This is a genomic window from Chryseobacterium sp. GM_Chr_2, assembly GCF_026540445.1.
Classification (GTDB): Bacteria; Bacteroidota; Bacteroidia; order Flavobacteriales; family Weeksellaceae; genus Chryseobacterium.
In genome coordinates, this window is record NZ_JALNUD010000002.1 from 23,187 (window position 1) to 44,626 (window position 21,440).

At 33.8% G+C, this 21,440-nt stretch carries 16 protein-coding genes; 12 read left to right on the forward strand and 4 right to left on the reverse strand.

Annotated elements, in window-relative coordinates; genetic code table 11:
• Positions 1–43 precede the first annotated feature (43 nt).
• The 3 genes from OXQ85_RS03465 (at position 44) to OXQ85_RS03475 (ending at position 2,995) form a co-directional block, all read left to right on the forward strand.
• Positions 44–982: a sterol desaturase family protein gene (locus tag OXQ85_RS03465; protein WP_267402415.1), complete on the forward strand. Its 939-nt coding sequence runs from the start codon at positions 44–46 to the stop codon at positions 980–982.
• An 87-nt stretch (positions 983–1,069) separates the two neighbouring features.
• Positions 1,070–1,948, forward strand: coding sequence for a hypothetical protein (locus OXQ85_RS03470; RefSeq protein WP_267402416.1), 879 nt, complete (start codon positions 1,070–1,072; stop codon positions 1,946–1,948).
• Between the two features lie 69 nt (positions 1,949–2,017).
• Positions 2,018–2,995: a polyprenyl synthetase family protein gene (locus tag OXQ85_RS03475; RefSeq protein ID WP_267402417.1), complete on the forward strand. Its 978-nt coding sequence runs from the start codon at positions 2,018–2,020 to the stop codon at positions 2,993–2,995.
• A gap of 1 nt (position 2,996) precedes the next feature.
• Here OXQ85_RS03475 and OXQ85_RS03480 read toward each other — a convergent pair whose 3' ends face one another.
• On the reverse strand, positions 2,997–3,290 hold the full coding sequence (locus OXQ85_RS03480; RefSeq protein ID WP_267402418.1) for a hypothetical protein: 294 nt from the start codon (positions 3,288–3,290) through the stop codon (positions 2,997–2,999).
• Between the two features lie 138 nt (positions 3,291–3,428).
• Here OXQ85_RS03480 and OXQ85_RS03485 point away from each other — a divergent pair, with 138 nt between their 5' ends.
• The 3 genes from OXQ85_RS03485 to OXQ85_RS03495 all read left to right on the forward strand — a co-directional run bounded on the left by OXQ85_RS03485 (position 3,429) and on the right by OXQ85_RS03495 (position 7,063).
• Positions 3,429–5,861, forward strand: a complete 2,433-nt coding sequence (locus OXQ85_RS03485) for a thiamine pyrophosphate-dependent enzyme (protein ID WP_267402419.1) — start codon at positions 3,429–3,431, stop codon at positions 5,859–5,861.
• Between the two features lie 88 nt (positions 5,862–5,949).
• Complete coding sequence (locus OXQ85_RS20665) at positions 5,950–6,684, forward strand: methyltransferase domain-containing protein (protein WP_267402420.1); 735 nt, start codon at positions 5,950–5,952, stop codon at positions 6,682–6,684.
• A 76-nt stretch (positions 6,685–6,760) separates the two neighbouring features.
• A complete protein-coding gene (locus OXQ85_RS03495; protein WP_267402421.1) occupies positions 6,761–7,063 on the forward strand; it encodes a hypothetical protein in 303 nt (100 codons plus the stop codon).
• Positions 7,064–7,123: 60 nt separating this feature from the next.
• Here the strand turns inward: OXQ85_RS03495 and OXQ85_RS03500 are convergent, their stop codons facing one another.
• Positions 7,124–7,525 carry a hypothetical protein gene (locus OXQ85_RS03500; RefSeq protein ID WP_267402422.1) on the reverse strand — a complete coding sequence of 134 codons (402 nt, stop codon included), beginning with the start codon at positions 7,523–7,525 and terminating at the stop codon, positions 7,124–7,126.
• A 10-nt stretch (positions 7,526–7,535) separates the two neighbouring features.
• Positions 7,536–7,928 (reverse strand): helix-turn-helix domain-containing protein, encoded by a 393-nt coding sequence (locus tag OXQ85_RS03505; RefSeq protein ID WP_267402423.1) that lies wholly within the window; start codon positions 7,926–7,928, stop codon positions 7,536–7,538.
• A gap of 136 nt (positions 7,929–8,064) precedes the next feature.
• Between OXQ85_RS03505 and OXQ85_RS03510 the strand changes: the two genes are divergently transcribed.
• The gene (locus OXQ85_RS03510; protein ID WP_267402424.1) at positions 8,065–9,126 is read left to right on the forward strand and encodes an NADH:flavin oxidoreductase; all 1,062 of its coding nucleotides are present in this window, start codon (positions 8,065–8,067) and stop codon (positions 9,124–9,126) included.
• Between the two features lie 401 nt (positions 9,127–9,527).
• Positions 9,528–10,610, forward strand: coding sequence for an acyltransferase (locus OXQ85_RS03515; protein WP_267402425.1), 1,083 nt, complete (start codon positions 9,528–9,530; stop codon positions 10,608–10,610).
• 81 nt (positions 10,611–10,691) lie between these two features.
• On the opposite strand, the gene OXQ85_RS03520 is transcribed toward OXQ85_RS03515, so the two are convergent.
• Positions 10,692–11,894 carry a C1 family peptidase gene (locus tag OXQ85_RS03520; protein ID WP_267402426.1) on the reverse strand — a complete coding sequence of 401 codons (1,203 nt, stop codon included), beginning with the start codon at positions 11,892–11,894 and terminating at the stop codon, positions 10,692–10,694.
• 406 nt (positions 11,895–12,300) lie between these two features.
• On the opposite strand from OXQ85_RS03520, the gene OXQ85_RS03525 reads away from it, so the two are divergent.
• The 4 genes from OXQ85_RS03525 (at position 12,301) to OXQ85_RS03540 (ending at position 21,312) form a co-directional block, all read left to right on the forward strand.
• Positions 12,301–12,819, forward strand: coding sequence for a sigma-70 family RNA polymerase sigma factor (locus tag OXQ85_RS03525; RefSeq protein ID WP_267402427.1), 519 nt, complete (start codon positions 12,301–12,303; stop codon positions 12,817–12,819).
• A 12-nt stretch (positions 12,820–12,831) separates the two neighbouring features.
• A complete protein-coding gene (locus OXQ85_RS03530) occupies positions 12,832–13,944 on the forward strand; it encodes a TonB-dependent receptor plug domain-containing protein (protein WP_267402428.1) in 1,113 nt (370 codons plus the stop codon).
• A 71-nt stretch (positions 13,945–14,015) separates the two neighbouring features.
• Positions 14,016–16,784, forward strand: coding sequence for a hypothetical protein (locus OXQ85_RS03535; protein WP_267402429.1), 2,769 nt, complete (start codon positions 14,016–14,018; stop codon positions 16,782–16,784).
• Between the two features lie 4 nt (positions 16,785–16,788).
• Complete coding sequence (locus tag OXQ85_RS03540) at positions 16,789–21,312, forward strand: TonB-dependent receptor plug domain-containing protein (RefSeq protein ID WP_267402430.1); 4,524 nt, start codon at positions 16,789–16,791, stop codon at positions 21,310–21,312.
• Positions 21,313–21,440: the final 128 nt, after the last annotated feature.

Genomic DNA, 21,440 nt, shown 5'->3' on the forward strand with positions numbered 1-21,440 from the left:
AATTTCTTAATATCATACCTTTGCGTATTAAAACTAAAAGGTGATGATGGATTATTTTTTAGGTGAAGATGGGCTGGAAAATGTATATGCCTGGTCCATACCTTTGCATGCTACGGTTATCCTAGCAGAAATGATTTACAGCCACGTTTCAGAGGCTAAATTATATAACGGTAAAGACGTTGCTACGAGCGTCTATCTTGCATTGATGAACTTCGGATTAGACCTTATTATGAAGGCTTTTGCGATGGGTGTGATGTTTTTCTTTTACAGTCACAGGTTATTCTCTTGGGATTTTACGATTTGGTATTGGCTGATCTGTTTTGTGATCACAGATTTTGCGTACTATGTTCTGCATTATGTCGATCATCATTCGAGGGCGTTTTGGGCAGTTCATATCACCCATCACAACTCAGAATTTTTCAATCTTACAACAGGTTTCAGAAGTCCGGTTTTACAACCGCTTTACAGATATTTGTACTTTTCTCCGTTGGCATTTTTAGGGTTCAATCCTTGGCATATTATGGTGGTTTACGCCATCGGTCAGGTTTACGGAACTTGGGTGCATACACAAACCGTAAAAAGCATGGGTATTTTAGAATATATCTTGGTAACACCTTCTCATCACCGTGTTCATCACGCTTGTAATATCAAATATCTGGATAGAAATATGGGAATGTGCCTGATTATCTGGGATAAAATTTTCGGAACTTTTGAAAAGGAAGATCCAAACGTTCCTGTAAAATACGGAATCTACCCTAAAATGCCGGACAATAGACCAGATACCATTCTTTTCTATGAATGGCGAAAAATTTGGAAAGATATTAAGCAACCCGGTTTAAAATTTTCAGATAGAATCAATTATATTTTCAATTCTCCGGGATGGAGACATGATGGAACCGGTAAAACGGTAAGGCAATTTCAAAAGGAATATCTTGCTAAAAAAGCCAGAAAAAAAGCCGACGCTCAGCAAAAGACAGCGTAAACCAAACGTTAATTTTTCAATAAAATCTATATAATCACTAGGCGGACTTCGGTCCGTTTTTTTATTTTTAACCCGTAATTTTATGATATGAAAAAGATTATTGTTGTTTTAGCGATTACTATTTCTCAATTTTCATTTGCTCAACAGGCAGATTTGTTTAAGATCAAAAAGTACAGAGTGAATCATTTGGATGAAAAAATTCAGGAGACTTCGGGGCTTAATTTTTTTGATGGAAAACTATATACGTTCAACGATAGCGGAAATTCTCCCGAAATTTTTGAGATCAATAAAAATACAGGTGAAATTATAAACGCGTTAAGAGTAAATGCTAAAAATAAAGATTGGGAAGCGCTTAACAATGACGGAAGTAACTTCTATATCGGTGATTTTGGAAACAATGCCGGAACCAGAAAAGATTTAGAAATTTACAAAGTTCCTTTCCAAAACGGAAGTTTAATGAATGATTCTGTGAGATCGATTTCTTTTAATTATCCCGAGCAAACAGATTTTACATCGAGAAATATAAATACAGATTTCGATGCGGAAGCCATGATTTATTTAAACGGAAAAATTCATGTTTTTACTAAAGAATGGGCTTCAAAAGCAACCACACATTATACGATAGATCCTGAAATTTCAAAAAATCAGCAAGCGCAAAAAGTAGAAAGTTTCAAAACAAATTATGTAGTTACCGATGCTTATTATTTTGATAAAAAGCTTTATTTGGTAGGCTATACAAAGAAAACAGAAGTGTTTTTAAATATCTTCAAAGAAACAGAACCGGGAATCTTTTTTAAAGAAAATCCAAAGCATTATTATTTAGGAAGCGCGCTTTCCGTCGGGCAAATTGAAGGCATTGCTGTGGATGAATCCGGAGTGTATATTTCGGGTGAAAAATTCCATTCGCCGTTGGGAACTGCAAAACCGAGTTTTTATTTTATTCCTAAAGATAAACTCAAAGATTAATTTATCTTAAAATTGGCTGAAAAAAATTATCTTTGTAAGAATTAGTAATTTATCCATCATTCGAAGATTGTGGCGAACATTGTAGAAGAAATCAAGCAACCCATCAATGAGGAAATGAAACTTTTCGAACAAAAGTTTTATGAATCAATGCAGAGCAAAGTCCCTTTATTAGATAAAGTAACTCGTTTTATCGTTACTACAAAAGGAAAACAAATGCGCCCGATGTTCGTATTTCTATGCGCAAAACTTATCGGAAATGTAAACGAAAAAACCTATCGTGGAGCTTCCATGATCGAGTTGATTCATACCGCTACTTTGGTGCATGATGATGTGGTAGACGAAAGTTTCAAGCGTCGTAATTTCTTTTCAATCAATGCGTTGTGGAAGAATAAAATTGCGGTTTTGGTAGGAGATTATCTTTTGTCGAAATCGGTTTTATTATCAACGGATCACAAAGATTACGATTTGTTGGGCGTTATTTCAAGAACTATTCGCGAAATGTCTGAAGGTGAGCTTCTTCAATTAGAAAAAGCGAGAAAATTAGACATTACAGAAGATGTTTACTACGAAATTATCCGCCAGAAAACAGCTACTTTAATTGCCGCTTGTTGCGAAATCGGAGTTTTGTCTAATAATGCGGATGAAACATTGGCTAAAAAAATGATGGACTTCGGAACTTATACAGGAATGGCTTTCCAGATCAAAGACGACCTTTTTGATTACTTAAGTTCAAACGTTATCGGGAAACCTGTAGGAATTGATATTAAAGAGCAAAAAATGACTTTGCCTTTAATTCATACGTTAAAAATTGCCAACGAGAAAGATAAAAAATACTATTTCAATACGATTAAGCGTTATAATAATGACCAAAAACGTGTGAAAGAGTTGATTAATTTCGTTAAAAATTCAGGTGGTTTAGAGTATGCAATTACAGTAATGAAAGATTTTCAGCAAAAAGCAAAAGATATTCTGAATGAATTTCCTGAATCTGAAGCGAGAAAATCGTTACATCTTATGCTGGATTACGTAATTGAGCGTAAATTTTAAATTATATAACCTTCATTGTTACGATAATAACAGCTAGAACAATACAAAATAAAGCGATTAAAAATAAATAATCCGCAATAGTTTCAAACTTGTTTCCACGCTTTTGGTTGGTAGCTCTTATGGCTAAAAAAGAGAAGAAACAACTGAAGGCAAAAAAGAGACACGCGACTCCCGCGAATTCGTCTAAATACGTGCTGTGACTGATCTTGGTAATCTTTAATGAAGTGATAATCACCAGCGAAAATCCTAAAAGATTGCTCGATGCATTAAGGATGTGAGTCGACTTTTTTTCCATCTTTTACAAATTTATTCTAAGATAAACACAATTTTTTTTATTATCAAATTTTTAAAAAAGATTATTAAAAATTAAAATTAATTTAAAAAGTGTATATTAGCAAAATACTTCAAAATAAAAAATATTTAATATTTGGCTATGCAAACAACCTATATTGAAACACAGCAAATTTCCTTTCAAGATTTTAAAAATCAAATACTTGGAGATTATAAATTAGGAAGAATTTCTCGTGAAATGTCTTATTTGGGCAGAAGAGAAGTTTTAACAGGAAAAGCTAAGTTTGGTATTTTTGGGGATGGTAAAGAGCTTCCTCAGTTGGCTATGGCGAAGGTTTTCAAAAATGGAGACTTCCGTTCAGGATATTACAGAGATCAGACTTTTTCATTGGCTGTAGATGCATTGTCGGTAGAAAGTTTCTTTGCGCAGTTGTATGCAGATACAAGCGTTGAAAGAGAGCCAGCATCAGCTGGAAGACAGATGAATGGGCACTTTGCCACAAGAAGTTTGAACGAGGACGGAAGCTGGAAAGATTTGATGTCTCAAAAAAATATTTCTTCTGATATTTCTCCTACAGCAGGGCAAATGCCAAGATTATTAGGATTAGCTCAGGCTTCTAAAGTGTATAAATCAGTACACTTTGAAGGTTCTGAAAAGTTCTCAAACAACGGTAACGAGATCGCTTTTGGAACCATTGGAGATGCTTCTACGGCAGAAGGTCATTTCTGGGAAACTCTGAATGCAGCTTGTGCGCTTCAGGTTCCTATGGTTGTTTCTATTTGGGACGATGGTTACGGAATTTCGGTTCCTACAAAAAATCAGAGAGCAAAAGCAGATATCGCTGAAATGTTGAGCGGTTTCCAAAGAAAAGAAGGTGAAAACCAAGGTTGTGAAATTATTCAGGTGAAAGCTTGGGATTATGCGGCTTTATTGGATGCTTACGCAAAAGCAGAGCAGTTTGCAAGAGTTGAAAGTGTGCCGGTTGTGGTTCATGTAATTGAAGTTACACAGCCTCAAGGTCACTCGACTTCGGGCTCTCACGAAAGATATAAAAACGAAGAGCGTTTGGCTTGGGAAGCTCAATTTGACGGATTGGTAAAATTCAGAGAATGGATTTTAAATTATTCAATCGAAATTGAAGGAAAAGAAGAGGTAATTGCTACTGTTGAAGAGTTGGATTCTATAGATGATGAAGCGAAGAAAACAGTAAAAGCTGGACAGAAAAATGCTTGGGATCATTATCAAAAAACGATTACAGATTTAATCAATTCGGTGTTGCCTTTAGTTGAAAATTTGAAAGGACAAAATGCTGAAATTGAGAATTATATTAATCATTTCAATAAATTAGTTTCAAAAGCTAAGAAAGATGTTTTCCATTTAACAAGAAAAGCAATATTAGCGACAAGAGGAACAAATTCTGCGGAAAGAAACCAATTGATGCAGAAATACAACGAGATTTTTGAAGTTGAAAAAGACAATTATTCTTCTCACTTATATTCTCAGTCTCAATGGAAAGCTGAAAATGTAAAAGAAGTAAAGCCCGTTTTCTCTGAAAATTCAGAAGAGGTTGACGGAAGAGTAGTGGTAAGAAACAATTTCGATAAAATTTTCGAAAAATATCCTGAAACTTTAGTGTTTGGTGAAGATGCCGGAAATATCGGTGACGTAAATCAAGGGCTTGAAGGAATGCAGGAAAAATACGGAGAAGTTCGTGTTGCAGATACGGGAATTCGCGAAGCGACGATTCTTGGACAAGGTATTGGGATGGCGATGAGAGGTTTAAGACCAATTGCCGAGATCCAGTATTTAGACTATATTTTGTATTGTCTACAAGGAATGAGCGACGATTTGGCGACGGTTCATTACAGAACCAAAGGGGGACAGAAAGCTCCGGTAATCATCAGAACAAGAGGTCACAGATTGGAAGGAATCTGGCATTCAGGTTCTCCGATGGCGGGAATTCTGAACCTTTCAAAAGGTATTTTAGTTTTGGTTCCAAGAAACTTGACGATTGCTGCAGGATTCTATAATACAATGCTTCAAGCAGACGAACCGGCTGTAATTGTTGAATGTTTAAATGGTTACAGATTAAAGGAAAAGCAGCCTGATAACTTAGGTGAATTCACGGTTCCTGTTGGAAAAATCGATGTGACAAAAGAAGGAAAAGATGTTACTTTGGTAACTTATGGGTCGACCTGGAGAATCGTTATGGAAGCTGCTAATGAATTGGAAAAATTGGGAATTTCTGCGGAAGTTATTGATGTTCAGTCATTAATTCCTTTCGATTTAACGCACGAAATTGCTGAATCTGTGAAGAAAACGAACAGATTAGTTGTAATCGACGAAGATGTGGAAGGCGGAACTTCAGCGTTTATCCTTCAACAGATTTTAGAGAAACAAAAAGCCTTCAGATTCTTAGATTCTGACCCATTAACGATTGCTGCAAACGACCACAGACCGGCGTATGCAAGTGACGGAGATTACTTCTCTAAGCCATCTTCTGATGATATGGTGGAAAGAATTTACGCTTTATTCAATGAAACAAATCCTCAGAAATATCCTGCGATATTTTAATTGAGATTTTAGATAAATTTTGAAACCGCTTTCTTTTGGAGGCGGTTTTTTTGTTGAAAATTTGTACATTCACTTTTAAAACATAATCGTGAAAATTACTAAACTTGTCATTCTTTTCAATTATCAGAAAATCCTTTTAGGAATAGTTGTTTCAACTGTATTATTGATCGCTTCTTTTTGGATTAATATAGATTGGATTCAGTTATTATTTAGAATTCTAAGTGCTCTAATTGTTTTAAATATCATCGCTTCACTCGTAGCATCTTATACTTTATACGACAAGTCTGATTTGTATGAACTGAAAAATTTAAATGGAATAATAGATTGGGAAAAAATTGAAAATGCTATTCTTGTTCACGCAAGTTTTGATCCCTTGTCTAAAAGGTTAGAGGAAAAATATCCAAATTTAAACTTGACGGTTTGTGATATCTTTGGAAACCGTCATGAACAGGAAAAAGGAATTGAAACGTCAAAAAAAATATTTCCTCCACATCCTAAAGAAATAAAGATTTCGCCCAATCGATTACCTTTCGAGGATAAATCTCAAGATATAATTTTGGCAGTAACTTCTTTGCATGAAATTTTGGATCATGAGCAAAGAGTTTTATTTTTCAAAGAAGCAAAGAGAATTTTGAAAGATGACGGTATAATCATTGTTTCAGAGCAATTCAGAGATTTTACCAACTTCGTTTTCTTTAATATTGGAGCATTTCATTTTTTGAGTGAAAAGAATTGGAAGAAAGCCATTGCTAGCTCAGATTTAAAGATTATAAAGAATCAAAAATTAACACCTTTTGCGAATATGCTGATTATTAAGAAGTAAAATAATGTTAAACCGAAATTTTCACGATATGAGACTAAAAACCTTTGAAATAAAATTTACCTATATATTCCTTCTAATGGTAATTATCAATTGTAAAAATGAAAAGAAAGAGATTCTTTCAGCCGATAGAGAAGCTCCTTTAGGATGGATGTATTTAAAAATGTATGATGATAAAAGTTTTGAATTTATTTCTAGAGGAATGATGCGGGATGAAGAAATTTATTCTGGAAATTATGAGTTAAAAAATGATACTCTTTATTTTAAATATAAAGATATAATCCCAAAAGCTGGTTCAAAAGCTATAATTCAAAACGGTTTTGTAAATTATATTAATGGAAATTATCCTGAAAGTGTGGAGATAAAACTTAATAAATTATAAATCAAAAATTAATAACTTTTGAAAGTTTATTGATTATGAGTGAATTAATTGAGATTTAGATTAATTTTTTTCAAGTAAAATATCCGAAGGTAAATAGTTTATGCCTTTAGATTTTGTAATAGTCCAATACAGCTTTTTACCTTTAAAATAGAGTTTTGCTTTGTCGGTTTCATTATTAAAACTGCTTTTAAAATCAAGAAATAAAGTATCATGATTCACTTTTCCTTTTAGATTAAGATCTTTTTCATCAAAGCAATCTACTCTGTTTCCATTTCGTGATACAGAACAATAATATCCGTTCACCGAATCTTTCTTTTGATTGAGTTGTAAAGAAAATGTTTTATTCGTAAGCGGATTTTTATCATCAAAACTTTCATAATTCCATTCCCCTGAGAAGTCAACGTTCTTAACTTCTTTACAATGAATGGAAAATATCAAAAGTGGAAAAAGTATCAACCGCATCTTGTAATTGTTAGGATTCCACAGTTCTAGTCAACTTTTTACTCTCCAAAAGCATCTTACAATCTTTCGCTTTTTCAGGATCGTAAACATGATATTTCGTTTCCCATTCCTCCAACTGATATAAAATAGGCAGCAAAGCCAATCCTTTCTCAGTCAAAGAATATTCAACTCGTGGAGGAAGCTCTTTAAATTCTTCACGAATCACCAATCCATCGGTTTCCATTTCGCGCAATTGGTCTGTCAATACCTTTCTGGAAATCACATTAATTCTCACGGCAAGTTCACCAAAACGTAATTTTCGATCTTTGATAACCAATACAATAATAGGTTTCCATTTGCTTCCTAAAGCCGACATCGCTTTCCCTAAAGGGCAACTGTAAGCCATTAACTCATTCTTTTTCATAGTAAAAATTTCAAGCGTTACTTTTACGTTACTAATGTAAGTTACTCCAAAGTTACCACTTTTTTTAATTTGTAAGATACAAAAATGAACTATTATTAGTTACTTTGTGTAACAATTATAAAATATACTTTTACCAATGAGTACAGAATCATTATTCAAACCTTTTACATATAAAAATTTAGAACTTAAAAATAGAATCGTAATGGCTCCGATGACGAGAGCGCAGTCTGATAACGGAGTTCCTACTCAGCAAATTACGGAATATTACGCAAGAAGAGCTGCAGCTGAAGTGGGATTAATTCTTTCTGAAGGAACAGTAATTAACAGACCTGCTTCCAAAAACCTTCAGAATATCCCTGATTTTTATGGAACAGAAGCTTTAAATGGCTGGAAAAACGTAATTGATGCCGTGCATGAAAATGGAGGAAAAATGGGACCTCAAATCTGGCATGTTGGAGACACTAGAAGTTCTGAAGATTATCCGCTGGAAGATATGGAAAAGACTTCTACCATGACGTTGGAAGATATTCAGGATACAATTGCTCAGTTTGCAGCTTCTGCCAAATCGGCTAAAGATCTTGGTTTTGATGTGTTGGAAATTCACGGAGCGCACGGATATCTGATCGATCAGTTTTTCTGGGAAGTGACGAATACCAGAACAGATGAGTATGGTGGAAAAACGTTGAAGGAAAGAAGCAAATTTGCGGTCGATGTTGTAAAAGCGATCAGAGCTGCTGTTGGAGAAGATTTTACGATTATCATCCGTCTTTCCCAGTGGAAACAACAGGATTATAAATCAAAATTGGCTCACACTCCTGAAGAAATGGAAGAATGGTTATTACCATTAAAAGAGGCTGGGGTGGATATTTTCCATTGTTCTCAAAGACGTTTTTGGGAAGCTGAGTTTGAAGGTTCTGATCTGAATTTTGCGGGTTGGGCTAAGAAAATTACCGGTCAGCCAACAATTACTGTGGGTTCGGTAGGTCTGGAAGGGGATTTTATGGGTGCATTTGCCGGTCAGGGAACCGAAAAAGCAGATTTAACCGAACTTACCAAAAGATTAGAAAGAGGAGATTTTGACCTTGTTGCCGTTGGACGTGCACTTTTACAGGATCCGAACTGGGTGATGAAAATTAAAGAAGGAAACACGGAAGAACTTCTTGATTTTTCTGCTGAAAGTTTAGCAACTTTATACTAAAATTTAATTGTGAATGGTGAATTGCTTTGCGGTTAATTCTAACCTTCATTATTAACAACTATTCATTGGCAAAGTGATATCAGCTGTTCACAATTTATATATATCTTGATTACCTATTTAAATTTTTAAACGAAACCAGCTTTCAGGATTTCTGAAAGCTGGTTTTTTTATTTAGAAATAGGGCTTGTTTAAGAATTAAAAAAGAGGAGATTTAATATTTAATCAAATTCGGTAAAATTTTCGTAAAATTTTTATTGTAGCAAGGTTTTATAATGTGGTTTAAAGAATTTAATGAAATTCAGTTTTAATACATTTATAATGGTGTAAATAACTGAATATTTATGATTTATATCGATGTTAGAATTGATAGATATCGTTTCTGTAATTTCTATTAAACTGCTTTGGAAAAGAGAATTTTTGGTTTTGATATTATTCGTTCCCTTGCCATTTTGTTGGTGATGACAGGGCATGTTTTGGGGTATATTTATGAGGGTGAATATTCGTTTTTTATTAGTTTTTTCAGTGGTTTATTTGGGGTTGAATTATTTTTTGTCTTAAGCGGTGTATTGATTGGAAAGTTATTAATAGAAGTATTTGAGACTAATAATATAAGACAAAACGTAAAGAATTTTATTATCAGAAGATGGTTGCGTACGTTACCTCTTTATTTTATAATGCTTTTTGTTTATTGGTTTGGTAATAAATATTTTGATTCCGTTAAAAATGCAGATGTTGCCTTATGGAAATATTTTCTTTTCATTCAGAATTTTTTTCATGAACAACCTACTTTCTTTGGTGTTTCATGGAGTTTAAGTATTGAAGAATGGTTTTATATTTTATTCCCTTTTACTCTGTTCTTGATTAAAAAAATAAAACAGAATTTATCTACCAAAAGAATATTTGCTGTGGGAGTTTTTATATTTCTGCTCGGATTTCTTCTAATGCGGATGATTGCTTTCAGTCATTATAATTTCAACTTTTATGAAGGAGTAAGAAAAGTGGCTTTTTTACGACTAGATGCGATAGCTGTGGGTATTTTAATGTCGGTGCCTTTTTATTTTTATGAAAAGAAAGTTCTTTTAAGCAGATGTATTCTGTTGGGGCTTGGAATCGTTTTAATAATGATCAATCAGTATATTATTATCAGAAATCATTATTCTAATCTTTATTATTTTAATACTTTTTATTATTCCGTTTTAGGGTTGGGATTGGCTTTTGTTTTTCCTGTTTTTAAAGAAATTAAATGTTCAAACAGATTATTTTTAAATATTTTCACGTTTATAAGCAAAATATCATATTCTCTGTATTTACAACATTGGTTGGTCTTTAAATTGTTGGAGTTAAATTCTTTCAGTTTTATTCCCGGAACAGTAAAATTTATACTTTTCTTCCTCCTTTCTTTTATCACAGCTACAATTTCTTATGTTTGTATTGAAAAACCTATTATGAATTACAGAAATAGAGTTTATGGAAAACATAAATAAAAAACAAAACCGTCCTCAAAAATGAAAACGGTTTTTAACAGATTAATTATCTAAATTGCCAATAAAAGGCAAAAAGTGATCTTACAAACCAATATTTTTAGTTGGCTTCAATTGTTTAAGAATATTCTTTGGAATTGCATTTTTGTGAACAAGAATAGCCGTTGATTTGTATTCAACATAAGGTCTTGTTACATACAGATATCCTTCAAAATCATTGGTTACACCCCAAGAATTTTTAACCATATAATATTCTTTTCCGGTTTGGTCTTTTGCTATTCCTACGATATGCATTCCGTGATCATCCGTTGTAGAAAGATTATTCAAGGCTTTTTGACGCATATCTTCAGTAATCGTTTTGTCTTTTTTAGGCTCCGTGAATAAAGTCGCTTTATTTTCCGCAGTGATTTGATCTAAATCCATATCCGGAACATACGCCACTCCGTTTTTATAAGAGAAATAAGGCTCAGAAACATCCGTTGCCCAACCTACGGAATATCCTTTGTTTACAGCGTTGTCTACAATTGCAGTTAAATCTTTCATCGGAACATTCCAGTCAGAATCATGGCTCCAGTTATCAGGAATCGGAACTACAAATTTTTGATAATAAGGATAATCTTTATAAGAAGAAATTTCTACATAATCTTCAGGATTAATACCCACAACTTCCTTTGCAAATGTTTTCGGAGTGTAGTTTTTTCCTTCATACGTAAAGTTTGCAGGAACTTTTCCTAAATATTCATCTAAGATCGCATCAACAGAAGACATCCAGTTATCCGAAAGTTTTCCTTTAGACGATGCCTGAACTAAACTATCCAAAACAGGCTTTAATTTCCCTTGCATTTCTTTGAAATTATTCAAAGTTTGTCCAGCTTTCAGTCCTGTATAAACATCCTGAGGAACGGCACCATATTTTTTGTACATATTTACAACATCGTGCAATTCTCCTCCGTCTCCCCAGCTGATAGCTCCATTATTTAAAACATATAATTTTGCTTTGTCGTGATAAGAATTTCTTGCAGTAAAGATTTCTGCCAGATCCACAGGCTTTTTCCCCATTCTCTGCATTTCGGATTCAAGGAAAGAATTCCCTGAATAGCTCCAGCAAGTTCCCGAAGAACCCTGATTTTTCACTGAAGTAGCACCCACATCTTTTACCGTAGTAAATTGAAAGTTAGCATTTTGAGATTGGTTGTTTTTTAACTTATTGATTAAGTCATCCTGTGCAAACATCATACTTCCTGCAGACAAAACAAAAAGTAACGACGCAATTTTTCTATTTTTCATTACTATAAAAAGATTATTTATATGAATAGTCGTTCATATTAAAGATTAGTTACAAAGGTAAAAGTTAAATTTAATATTGAGTTTTTTTATGAAAAGTTAAATTTGTGTATGTTAGAAAGTTTTTTTTATTTGAAGCTTTTTCCCGCTTTCCGCACTCGCTATTTTCAGTGATTTCGGCGCGGCAGCGAAGCTGCCGCGCCGAAATCACTGAAAATGAGCTCAAACAAACGCTGCAATCGGGGCTAGGGTAGAAGTTGCTAACTTTACTTCCAGCCTCCTACTTCCCACTTCCAACCTCTTTCTTTTATTTGTGCTACTCATCATTTTCAACTATTTTTAAAAAAAGTTTACCATGTTTCCAACCTTTCTGAAATTTCATGCATCTCTATAAGTATAAAGCCTGACTATGGAAAAAGAATTACTGATAGAATGTCAGCGTAACGACCGCAATGCACAGCGGAAAGTATACGAAAAGATGGCGGGCAAGCTGTATACAGTTTGTAAGCGTTATCTGAAAAACGATGAAGATATCGAAGAAGCATTGGCAGATACCTTCTATAAAATTTTCACGAAAATGAATCAGCTTCACAATCCTGATATTTTTGAAGCATGGGCAAAGAAAATTGCGGTAAATGAATGTCTGCAAAAACTTCGCTCCCAAAAAGCGTTGCATATTTCTTTAGACGAAAACTATGCGCAATCTCATGATTCAGAAACTGAAAATCTTTCATTTGAAAAAGATATTTTGAGTCTTTTAAACTTCCTTCCCGAAGGTTGTCGGGCTATTTTTAATCTTTTTGCAATTGAAGGGTATCCGCATAAAGAAATTGCTACGATGCTTTCCATAAGTGAAGGAACTTCAAAATCTCAACTCAATTTTGCGAGAAAAAGACTTCAGGAACTTTTAGGTAATCAAAACATTTAAACTGTAAACACAATGGAAAATAATAATATAGACAAAACTTTCAACGAAGCTTCCAAAGCTTTAGAAGAACCTGCGACTTTTCCTGGGTTTGATAAAGTTTGGAACCAAATTGAAGAAAAATTAGATAAAAAAGAAGAAAAAAAGAAGAAAATTCCTTTTTGGATTCCTTACGGAATTGCAGCAAGTTTAATGATTGGCTTCGGAACATTCTATTTCGTAAACAAAAGTGAGATTCCAACTGAAAATACATCATATACAGTTGCAGAAAATGCAACAGGGCCTAAAAATACACACATTGAAAAAATTGACAGCACGGTAAAGTCAAACATCCAAAATCAGATAGAAACTCCGACGCTATCGAAAAAACAGGAAATTTTAGCTTATCATCAAGAGAAATCTTTTGAAAAACCGGTTATTATTTCTTCCAATGAAATCGAAAACCCTTTGGGAAGCCAGATTTACAAAGAAATGTCAGCGCCAGCTTTACCAAAAGTGATGGACAGTGCAAAGAGAAAAAATATTGAAGAAGTGGTGGTGATGGGATTGAAAAAAGATAAGATTGCTTCTAACGCTTCTACCTCTTTAGTTTCTTCAAGTGATATGGTTAGATCTAAAATGAAGCTTGAGACCGATACTGCGGAAGCTTTAGCATACTCAAACAGCCAGTTTGAGATTAAAAATGAGCTGAAAGAGCCATTGGTATTAGGTTATAACTCTACTTATTTGCGAAATAAAAAGAAGGTGGCATCTAATACTATATTGGCAGAAAAAGTGGGCGATCAGTCTATGGCAAATATGTTACAGGGAAGAGTCGCTGGCTTAAGCATGAGCCCTTCCGGAAACCCCGGTTCAGGAAAAGTGGATGTGATCATTCGCGGGGCTGCCTCAGCCAAAGAAAATCCTTTATATATTATTGATGGTAAGCCGACAAATTTAGATGAATTCAGAACATTAGATCCTAACCGAATTGTAGCCATTACGGTTTTAAAAGATGAAAAGGCTACCGAATTTTTCGGAAATAAAGCTTCCGGCGGAGCCATTGTCGTGGAAACAAAAGATATTTCGAGAGCTGAAAGAAAAAAAATAAATGAGATATTGATAAAAGCCGGAGTTAAAAAGAAATAAGATAGGCATCAATTCCCTTCAAAGTCGAAAATTAATTAAAATAATTTCTGTTTCATAGTAAATCATTAACCATGAAAAAAATATATATTCTGTGTCTTCTGACAACAGCTGTGGCAGCTTTTGCCCAGGATTCTAATCTCTACTATTCAGGAATTTTTTTTAATCATAAAGGAAAACCACAAAACTTTTTAAAGGTATTTAATAAAAATAGTGGTATTTATGAAATGACCGATGAGAAGGGATTTGCCATTCTTGCTGCAAAACCTTACGATACGTTAGTTTGGAATAACGGAAAGAACACAGAAGTGGTGATGTCTTACCGTTTAAAAGAATTAAAATCTATTCTGGAAGGCCAGGATGAGAAAGAAAGTGTTGCTCATATTTACAGCAAAACGTACGACAGTCTAATTTCAGAAAGCTCACCAGATCGATTCAGCATTGAAAACTCTAATTTGGGTTTAAGTAAAAATTCAGATAAATATTTTTCATCAGTTCGGAAATTAAAACGGAAAAATGACAGCTTGTACAAGCTGAAATCCATTCAGGAGCGATATTTAATTTTCAACGGAAGTTTTACGACTTCTTTCGAGATCAAAAGCAGAAACTCTATTCCTAAAACACAGAGCAGATACGTTCAGGGAAGATCTGAAAATGGAAATTTGACATGGAGAGGTCCCGAGACAAATGAACTTTTCAGCTTCGGTCCGGATATTTCGTCTTTAGCATTTGATGGTCAGCCTTATGAATACGACCAAAACGGAAGATTGATGAGTTCTGATAAAGGCATTTCACCCGCAAAAGCTTACAATAATGATATTTTTAAAACGACGGTTGGATACAATAATCAGTTAAAGGTCAATGCTTTTATTAAAGAAGGGTATCAGGAAAGGGTGAGGTTATCATTAGAATTAGGTCAGCAGAAAGATCAAATGTATTTTACCGATCAGTTCAATATTTCGAATATGTTGAAATCTAAGCTGAACGCTACTTTTAAAGGTTACACGGTAAATGCGGTATTTAATTATGAAGAAAATAAAGTTACCAATGCGAATAGAATAGGGCTTTTCAATAGAATTTATCAAAATGCTTTGCTTACTCCCATATCTTTTTCAAATTCTCAGCAAACTTTTCTTTCAAATGGTTTGCAAAGAAGCTACAGCCAGTCAGCAGATAATCCTTTTTTCCTTTTTGAACAAGAAAATAAATACAATTATCGAGATAACAGAAAGCAATTCAGTTTGGATATAGCAAAAAAATGGGGCGATTTTAAATTAAATATAAGTCAGTCCTACGAAAATGACTATTTCTGGAATTTCGATCAGTATAAACCTTCCACGTATGGATTTCTCAATGGAATTATAAATGAAAGAACGCAGAATAATAGTTTGTATCATTCTAATGTTTCAGGAAATTATACGTTGGGAAATTATGGATTTAGAAATATTTTCAGTGCAAATTTTATTTTAAATGACAGGAAATCGGATGTTTATAGCAGCTTAATCAGCAAAAAATATAATTATCAAAGAACTTCTCAGGATTATGGTTTTAATTATAATATGGAAATTTATGATAATGATTTTGAAATGGGCGTTAATCTTGGTAATTCATTCTATATTTCAAACACGTCAGATAAAAATGCATACTGGCTTCCAAAGGCGAATGCTTTTCTCAAGTTTAATGATATTTTCAATATAAGGAGAGTCAATTTCAAATTGGTGGGAGCTTACACAAAATTAAGCGCTGAACCTGAAATAACAAGGTCGTATGCTTCTTATGCAACGACATTGCTCAATGCAGAAAATTCTTACCAATATTTTCCGGTTTATGAGATAGAAAGTTTTAAGAATCTTTCAAATACAGATGTCAATGAATGGAAAATGGACGGAAAACTGGATCTGGGGTATGGAATAAGTCTTGAAGGGGAATATTTTAATCGAAAAATCAAAAATGATGTATTTCCTTTCTTCGAAAATAATCAGTTAAAGCTGAAAAATATGGCAGATCATACCTATAGTGGTTATGAATTCAATTTTAATTATGAACGTCTTCGCTTAGGTCAGGATTTTTATGTCGCCAATAAAATTTCGTTTTTTAAGTATAAAGATATTGTTGATCGGGTGGCTGCGGGATATGACGGTTGGGCAGTTTCAGGTTTTAAGGATATTTATAAAACCCTTTCAAAAGGTCAGGTTTTGGGAGCGGTGATGGGAAGTTATTTTAAACGAAATACAGATAATCAATTGATTATTGATGAATTTGGTTTTCCTGAAAAAGCCGATGGAATGAAAATAATTGCCGATCCGACGCCTGATTTGGTGATGAAATTTAATCATACGTTTAATTACAAACGGTTTTCTTTAGACATCAACTGGGAATGGAAAAAAGGCGGACAACTCTGGAACGGAACGCAGGCAGTTCTCGATTATTACGGACATTCTTACCAGTCTGGTGAGGAAAGGAATATCAAAAATTATATTTTTCAGGGTGTTCATTCAAACGGAAAAATAAATCAAATTCCGGTTGATTTTTATAACCAAAATCAGGATGTTACGGAAAACCGATGGTCGAGATATGGTTATTTGGGAGTTGCAGAAGAGTATGTACAAAAAGCGGATTATGTTCGAATCAATAATATTTCGTTATCTGCTAATTTTCCTATAAATAATTCTTTCCGAACTCTTACCCTGACTTTTTATGTGAATAATATTCTGCTTTGGCAGGCAAATAAAGGAACAGATCCTAATCAGAGTTTTTACGATACAGATAATGGAAAAGGATTGGACTTTTTCAATTTACCTTCTTTTAAATCGTTCGGATGTATGGTTTCATTTAAATTTTAAAGCTATGAATTTCAAACTTCTAACCTATATTTTTTCGCTTAACTTTCTTTTTCTAAGTGTTTTTTTTAATGCTCAAAAACCGTTTCAGGATTTTAAAAAAGAGAAAGTATATGTGCAGACCAATCATGTGTTTTTTAAACCGGGAGAAGAAATGTACTTTAAAATTTACACTGTAAAAGGTGAGAATAATCTTCCGACTCAGGATAGTAAAGTGGTTAATTTTGAATTGATTGAACCTAGCGGAACGGTTTCCCGAAAGTTTAAATGTGAAATTAAAAACGGTCATGCTGAAGGATACGTCTATTTTGATCACGAAATGAAAGGCGGAATCTATAAAGTTCGTGCCTATACCAACTGGATGCTGAATGAACAGGGAAAAAATGCTTTCGAAAAGGAGATTACCCTACAGAAGATTGTCTCACCAAGAATTTTAATGAAACTGGATTTTCCGAAGAAAGGCTATGGTGCAGGAGAGGAAGTGTTGGCAGATTTTTCAATGAAAAGTCTGAGTAATTTGCCTATCCCTTTTTACGAAGCAGATTACACCGTAATGCATGATGGAGAAAAGGTTTCCGAAGGAAAGTTAATAACCGATAAAGAAGGAAAATATCAGTTGAAATTTAGTCTGCCAAAGATCCTGAAATCGTCTGATGCTTTATTAAATATCAAAGTCAATTTTGATGGATTTACAGAATCTATTTCGCGAAATATTCCGATTGTTCTGAATAATCTGGATGTGAAATTGATGCCTGAAGGAGGAAGTTTGATCAACGGAATTGAACAAAATATTGCTTTTAAAATCTTGGATGAATTTGAAAAACCTGTGGATGCAACATTGGAAATTTTTAACCAAAATCATCAAAAAATAAAAGAAATTTCTGCCTATAATTTTGGAATGGGCTCTTTTCTGTTTACCGCTAAAAAAGATGAGACGTATTATGCAAAAGTTGCTAAGCCGGAAAATATAAAAAGCATTTACCCTTTTTCAGTTGCAAAAAATGAAGGAGTTGTTTTAAATGTTACTAAAGAAAAAAAGACGTTTTATTTTAAACTATTTTCTACGGATGAGAAGACGGTTTTGGTAAAAGGAAACTTTAGAGAAAAAGAGATTTACAGTCAATCAATCATCTTAAAAAAAGGATTGAATTCATTTGAAATTCCTGAACATCAGCTTCCTGTCGGAATCTGCAGATTTACCGTTTTTGAAAAGGATATTCCGTTGGCGGAGCGTGTTATTTTTGCGAATGAGAATAAGCAGCTGAGCATCAAAATTAAACCTTCAAAACAAAATTATCTTCCGAGAGAAAAAGTTGTTTTGGATATTGAAACCTTAGATGAAAATCAAAAAGCTGTTCCGGCAAATCTTGGATTGAGCGTGGTTGATGATAAACTTTGGACGTATGCCGATGACAAGCAAAACCATATTATTTCATGGTTGCTGATGGATTCTGAACTCAAAGGAAAGATTGAAAAACCGCAGTTTTATTTTGATAAAAAAGAAGAAAAGGCATCTAAAAGTCTAGATTTGGTGATGCTTACCAACGGCTACCGATATTTTGAACTGATCCCCGAAGTGCTTCAATCTGATAAATACAAATACCTTCCGGAAAAGAAAAATTCGATTTACGGAATGGTGGAAGACGAACATAAAAATCCTGTAGAATCGGAAGTTTTTTTGTTGGAAGAAAGTTATAAGGAAAGTAAAATTGTAAAGCAAAATACAGCGAAAGACGGATTATTTTACTTTTCGGATCTTCAACGTGATAAGTCGTATAAAATTATTGCAAAATCGCTGTTGCCTAAACATGAAGTGAAAGTGAGAATTTTATCCTATAAACTGGATATTAATCCTTTAGATAAGAAAAAAATAAGTCATGTTGATGTTGAAGAAATCATTAAAGAAGCTGAAATAAAAGAAAAACCGAAAGAATTGGTAAAAGAGATACCAAAGAAGCAGTTTCAGAAACCTTTAGGTAAAATATCAGATACAATTAAAAGCCAACATATTGAAGAAGTTGTTGTTACTGCATTAGGAATCATGAGAAAAGAGTCTATGACAGGAGCCTTAGCCTCTCTTAAGACAACTGAACTTCAAAATCCAAATGTTTTATCTGCTTTAAATGGTAAAGTAGCTGGCATTGAAGTTAACAGCACAGGTCAGCCTGGTGGATATGTCAATATAAGAGTAAGAGGGGTGGCTTCTATTTCGAATAAGCAGCCATTGTATATTGTGGATGGGATGCCTGTGGAAAACCTCAATACCACGATCAATCCTAATGATATTGGGAGTATTACGGTTTTGAAAGATGCGGCGGCAACTGCCCTTTACGGAAGCCGTGCTTCGAATGGCGTTGTATTGGTAAATTCTATTGGAAGCGGTGGAAGAGGTGTGAAGTTAGATATTAGCCCGAAGTCTTATTTTGCGGTGGAAGCCGTGCGAAGCGACAGTTTGGATGGCTATAATTATACGAGACAGTTTTCCTATCCGGTGTACAAAACCACCAATACTTCTTACCGATATGATTACAGAGAGGCAATTTATTGGAATCCCGTGATTGAAACCGATAAAAACGGAAAGGCAAAAATAGAGTTTTATAATTCTGATGCCAATACGACCTTCAGAATAATGACAGAAGGACTTTCTGCGAACGGACTTCTGGGAAGAAATGAAACTACCTATGCCTCTCAAAGTTTAATTTCTATTGATGCTAAAATTCCACAATATTTGACGCGAACGGACGAGATGATGATTCCGGTGGTGATTAAAAATAATTCGAATGAAACGAAAACAATGATGATGAATGTGGTGGTTCCGAATCGGGTAAACTTGATGAAATCGGACAGCCTGATTACCTTAAAACCATTAGAATCCGGAAGATTATTTGTTAAAGTGCAGACGAATGAAATCATCAATTCAAATATTCAGTTTACAGTTCGTTCGGGGGATTTCAGAGAAACGATGATTTTGCCCTTCAAAGTGGAGGAGAAAGGTTTTCCGCATCATTATTCGATCATTAATAATAAAAATGAAAGCGTAAAAATTCATATTCCTGAATTGATCGATGGCAGCTTGAATGCATCATATTATGTTTTTGAAAACAGAGCATTGCAGATGTTTGAGGATCTAGAGCGACTGAAAAAAGAGCCTTACGGATGTTTTGAGCAGCTTTCTTCCACGGTTTATCCTAATATTTTCATTCTGAATTATCTTAAATCGATCAAAAAAATAGATGCTGAAATGGAAAGTTTAGTTCTTAAAAATCTAAAAAAAGGCTTTCAGAGAATGTTAAGCTATAAAAATAAGGATAACGGGTTCGGATATTTCAGTTCTACAGAATCGAGTGTTGCCGTGTCTGCTTTTGCTTTGCTGGAATTTAGTGATTTGAAGAAAATAATAAGTATTGACGAGTCTTTAATTCAGAATTTAAAAACATTTATTTTATCTAAAAAAGACAAGAATGGACTTTTCGAAGTGAGAAGAAATTATGAAATGAATCAGCCATATTCCGATTATTCATGGTCGAGAAATATGTATGTTTTATATGCTTTATCGAAAGTTGGTGTGAAAAATGAGATTGAAAATTCTTACCAATTGATGCTGAAGAGAGCTTTGGCAACAAAAGATTCTTATGAGTTGGCGTTAATGGCAAATGCTTCTGCAAATCTTGATAAAATGCAGGAATATGGTAGTTTAATGGAAATTTTAAACAAGCAGGATAAGGATAAAAATATCAATACAAAAGTAACTTTTACGGGTTCAGGTGGAAGGTCTGCCAATGCGGAAACCCTTTCTTTATATATGATGGCGTTGCAGAAAAATGAGAACCAAAGCCCTTTACAGATTGCTGAAGTTGCTGATGAATTGATTAATTATAACGGATATTACGGTTTCGGCTCTACGCAGGCGACGAGTCTTGCATTGGAAACTTTATCAGATTTCTTTGCTAAAAACGAAAAGCTGTATGGAAATGAAAAGCCGATCATCAAAGTAAATAATGCGGATGTTTCACCGCGAATTAATATCACTTCGGCATTTAAATCAGGAGAAAATAGTATTGATATTAATTATCCGAGCACAAAAGGACTTCCTTATAAACTGGATTATGAATTTTATACGTTACAGGCTCCGAAAAGTACAGATATTCCTGTGACTATGGAAACCAAGCTGAAATCGTTAACCTCAAAAGTAGGAGAGACGGACAGATTGACGATAACCATAAAAAATAAAATCAACGGTCAATTACCTATGGTAACTGCAAAAATCGGAATTCCGGCAGGATTAACACTACAAAATGCTTTATTGAAAGATTTGCTTGATAAAAAGCAGGTTTCCTATTTTGAGATTTTTGATAATTATCTGGTGTTGTATTGGGAACATTTTGATGCGTATGAAACGAAAGTCATTCATTTAGACTTAAAAACCGAGTTTGCCGGAGAATATACCGGAAAAGCAAGTAATGTTTATCTTTATTATATGCCGGAATCTAAGCATTGGAATGAAGGAATTAAATCTAAAATTGAACCTTAAAAATAGTTGAATGTTAGCAATAGAAGTTGCTCCTCGGAGTAGCTTCTATTTTTTTTAAAATTTAATTTTCAAAAATTATTGAAAATTCAAAATATTTAATTATATTTGTAATAGAAATTTAAAAATAG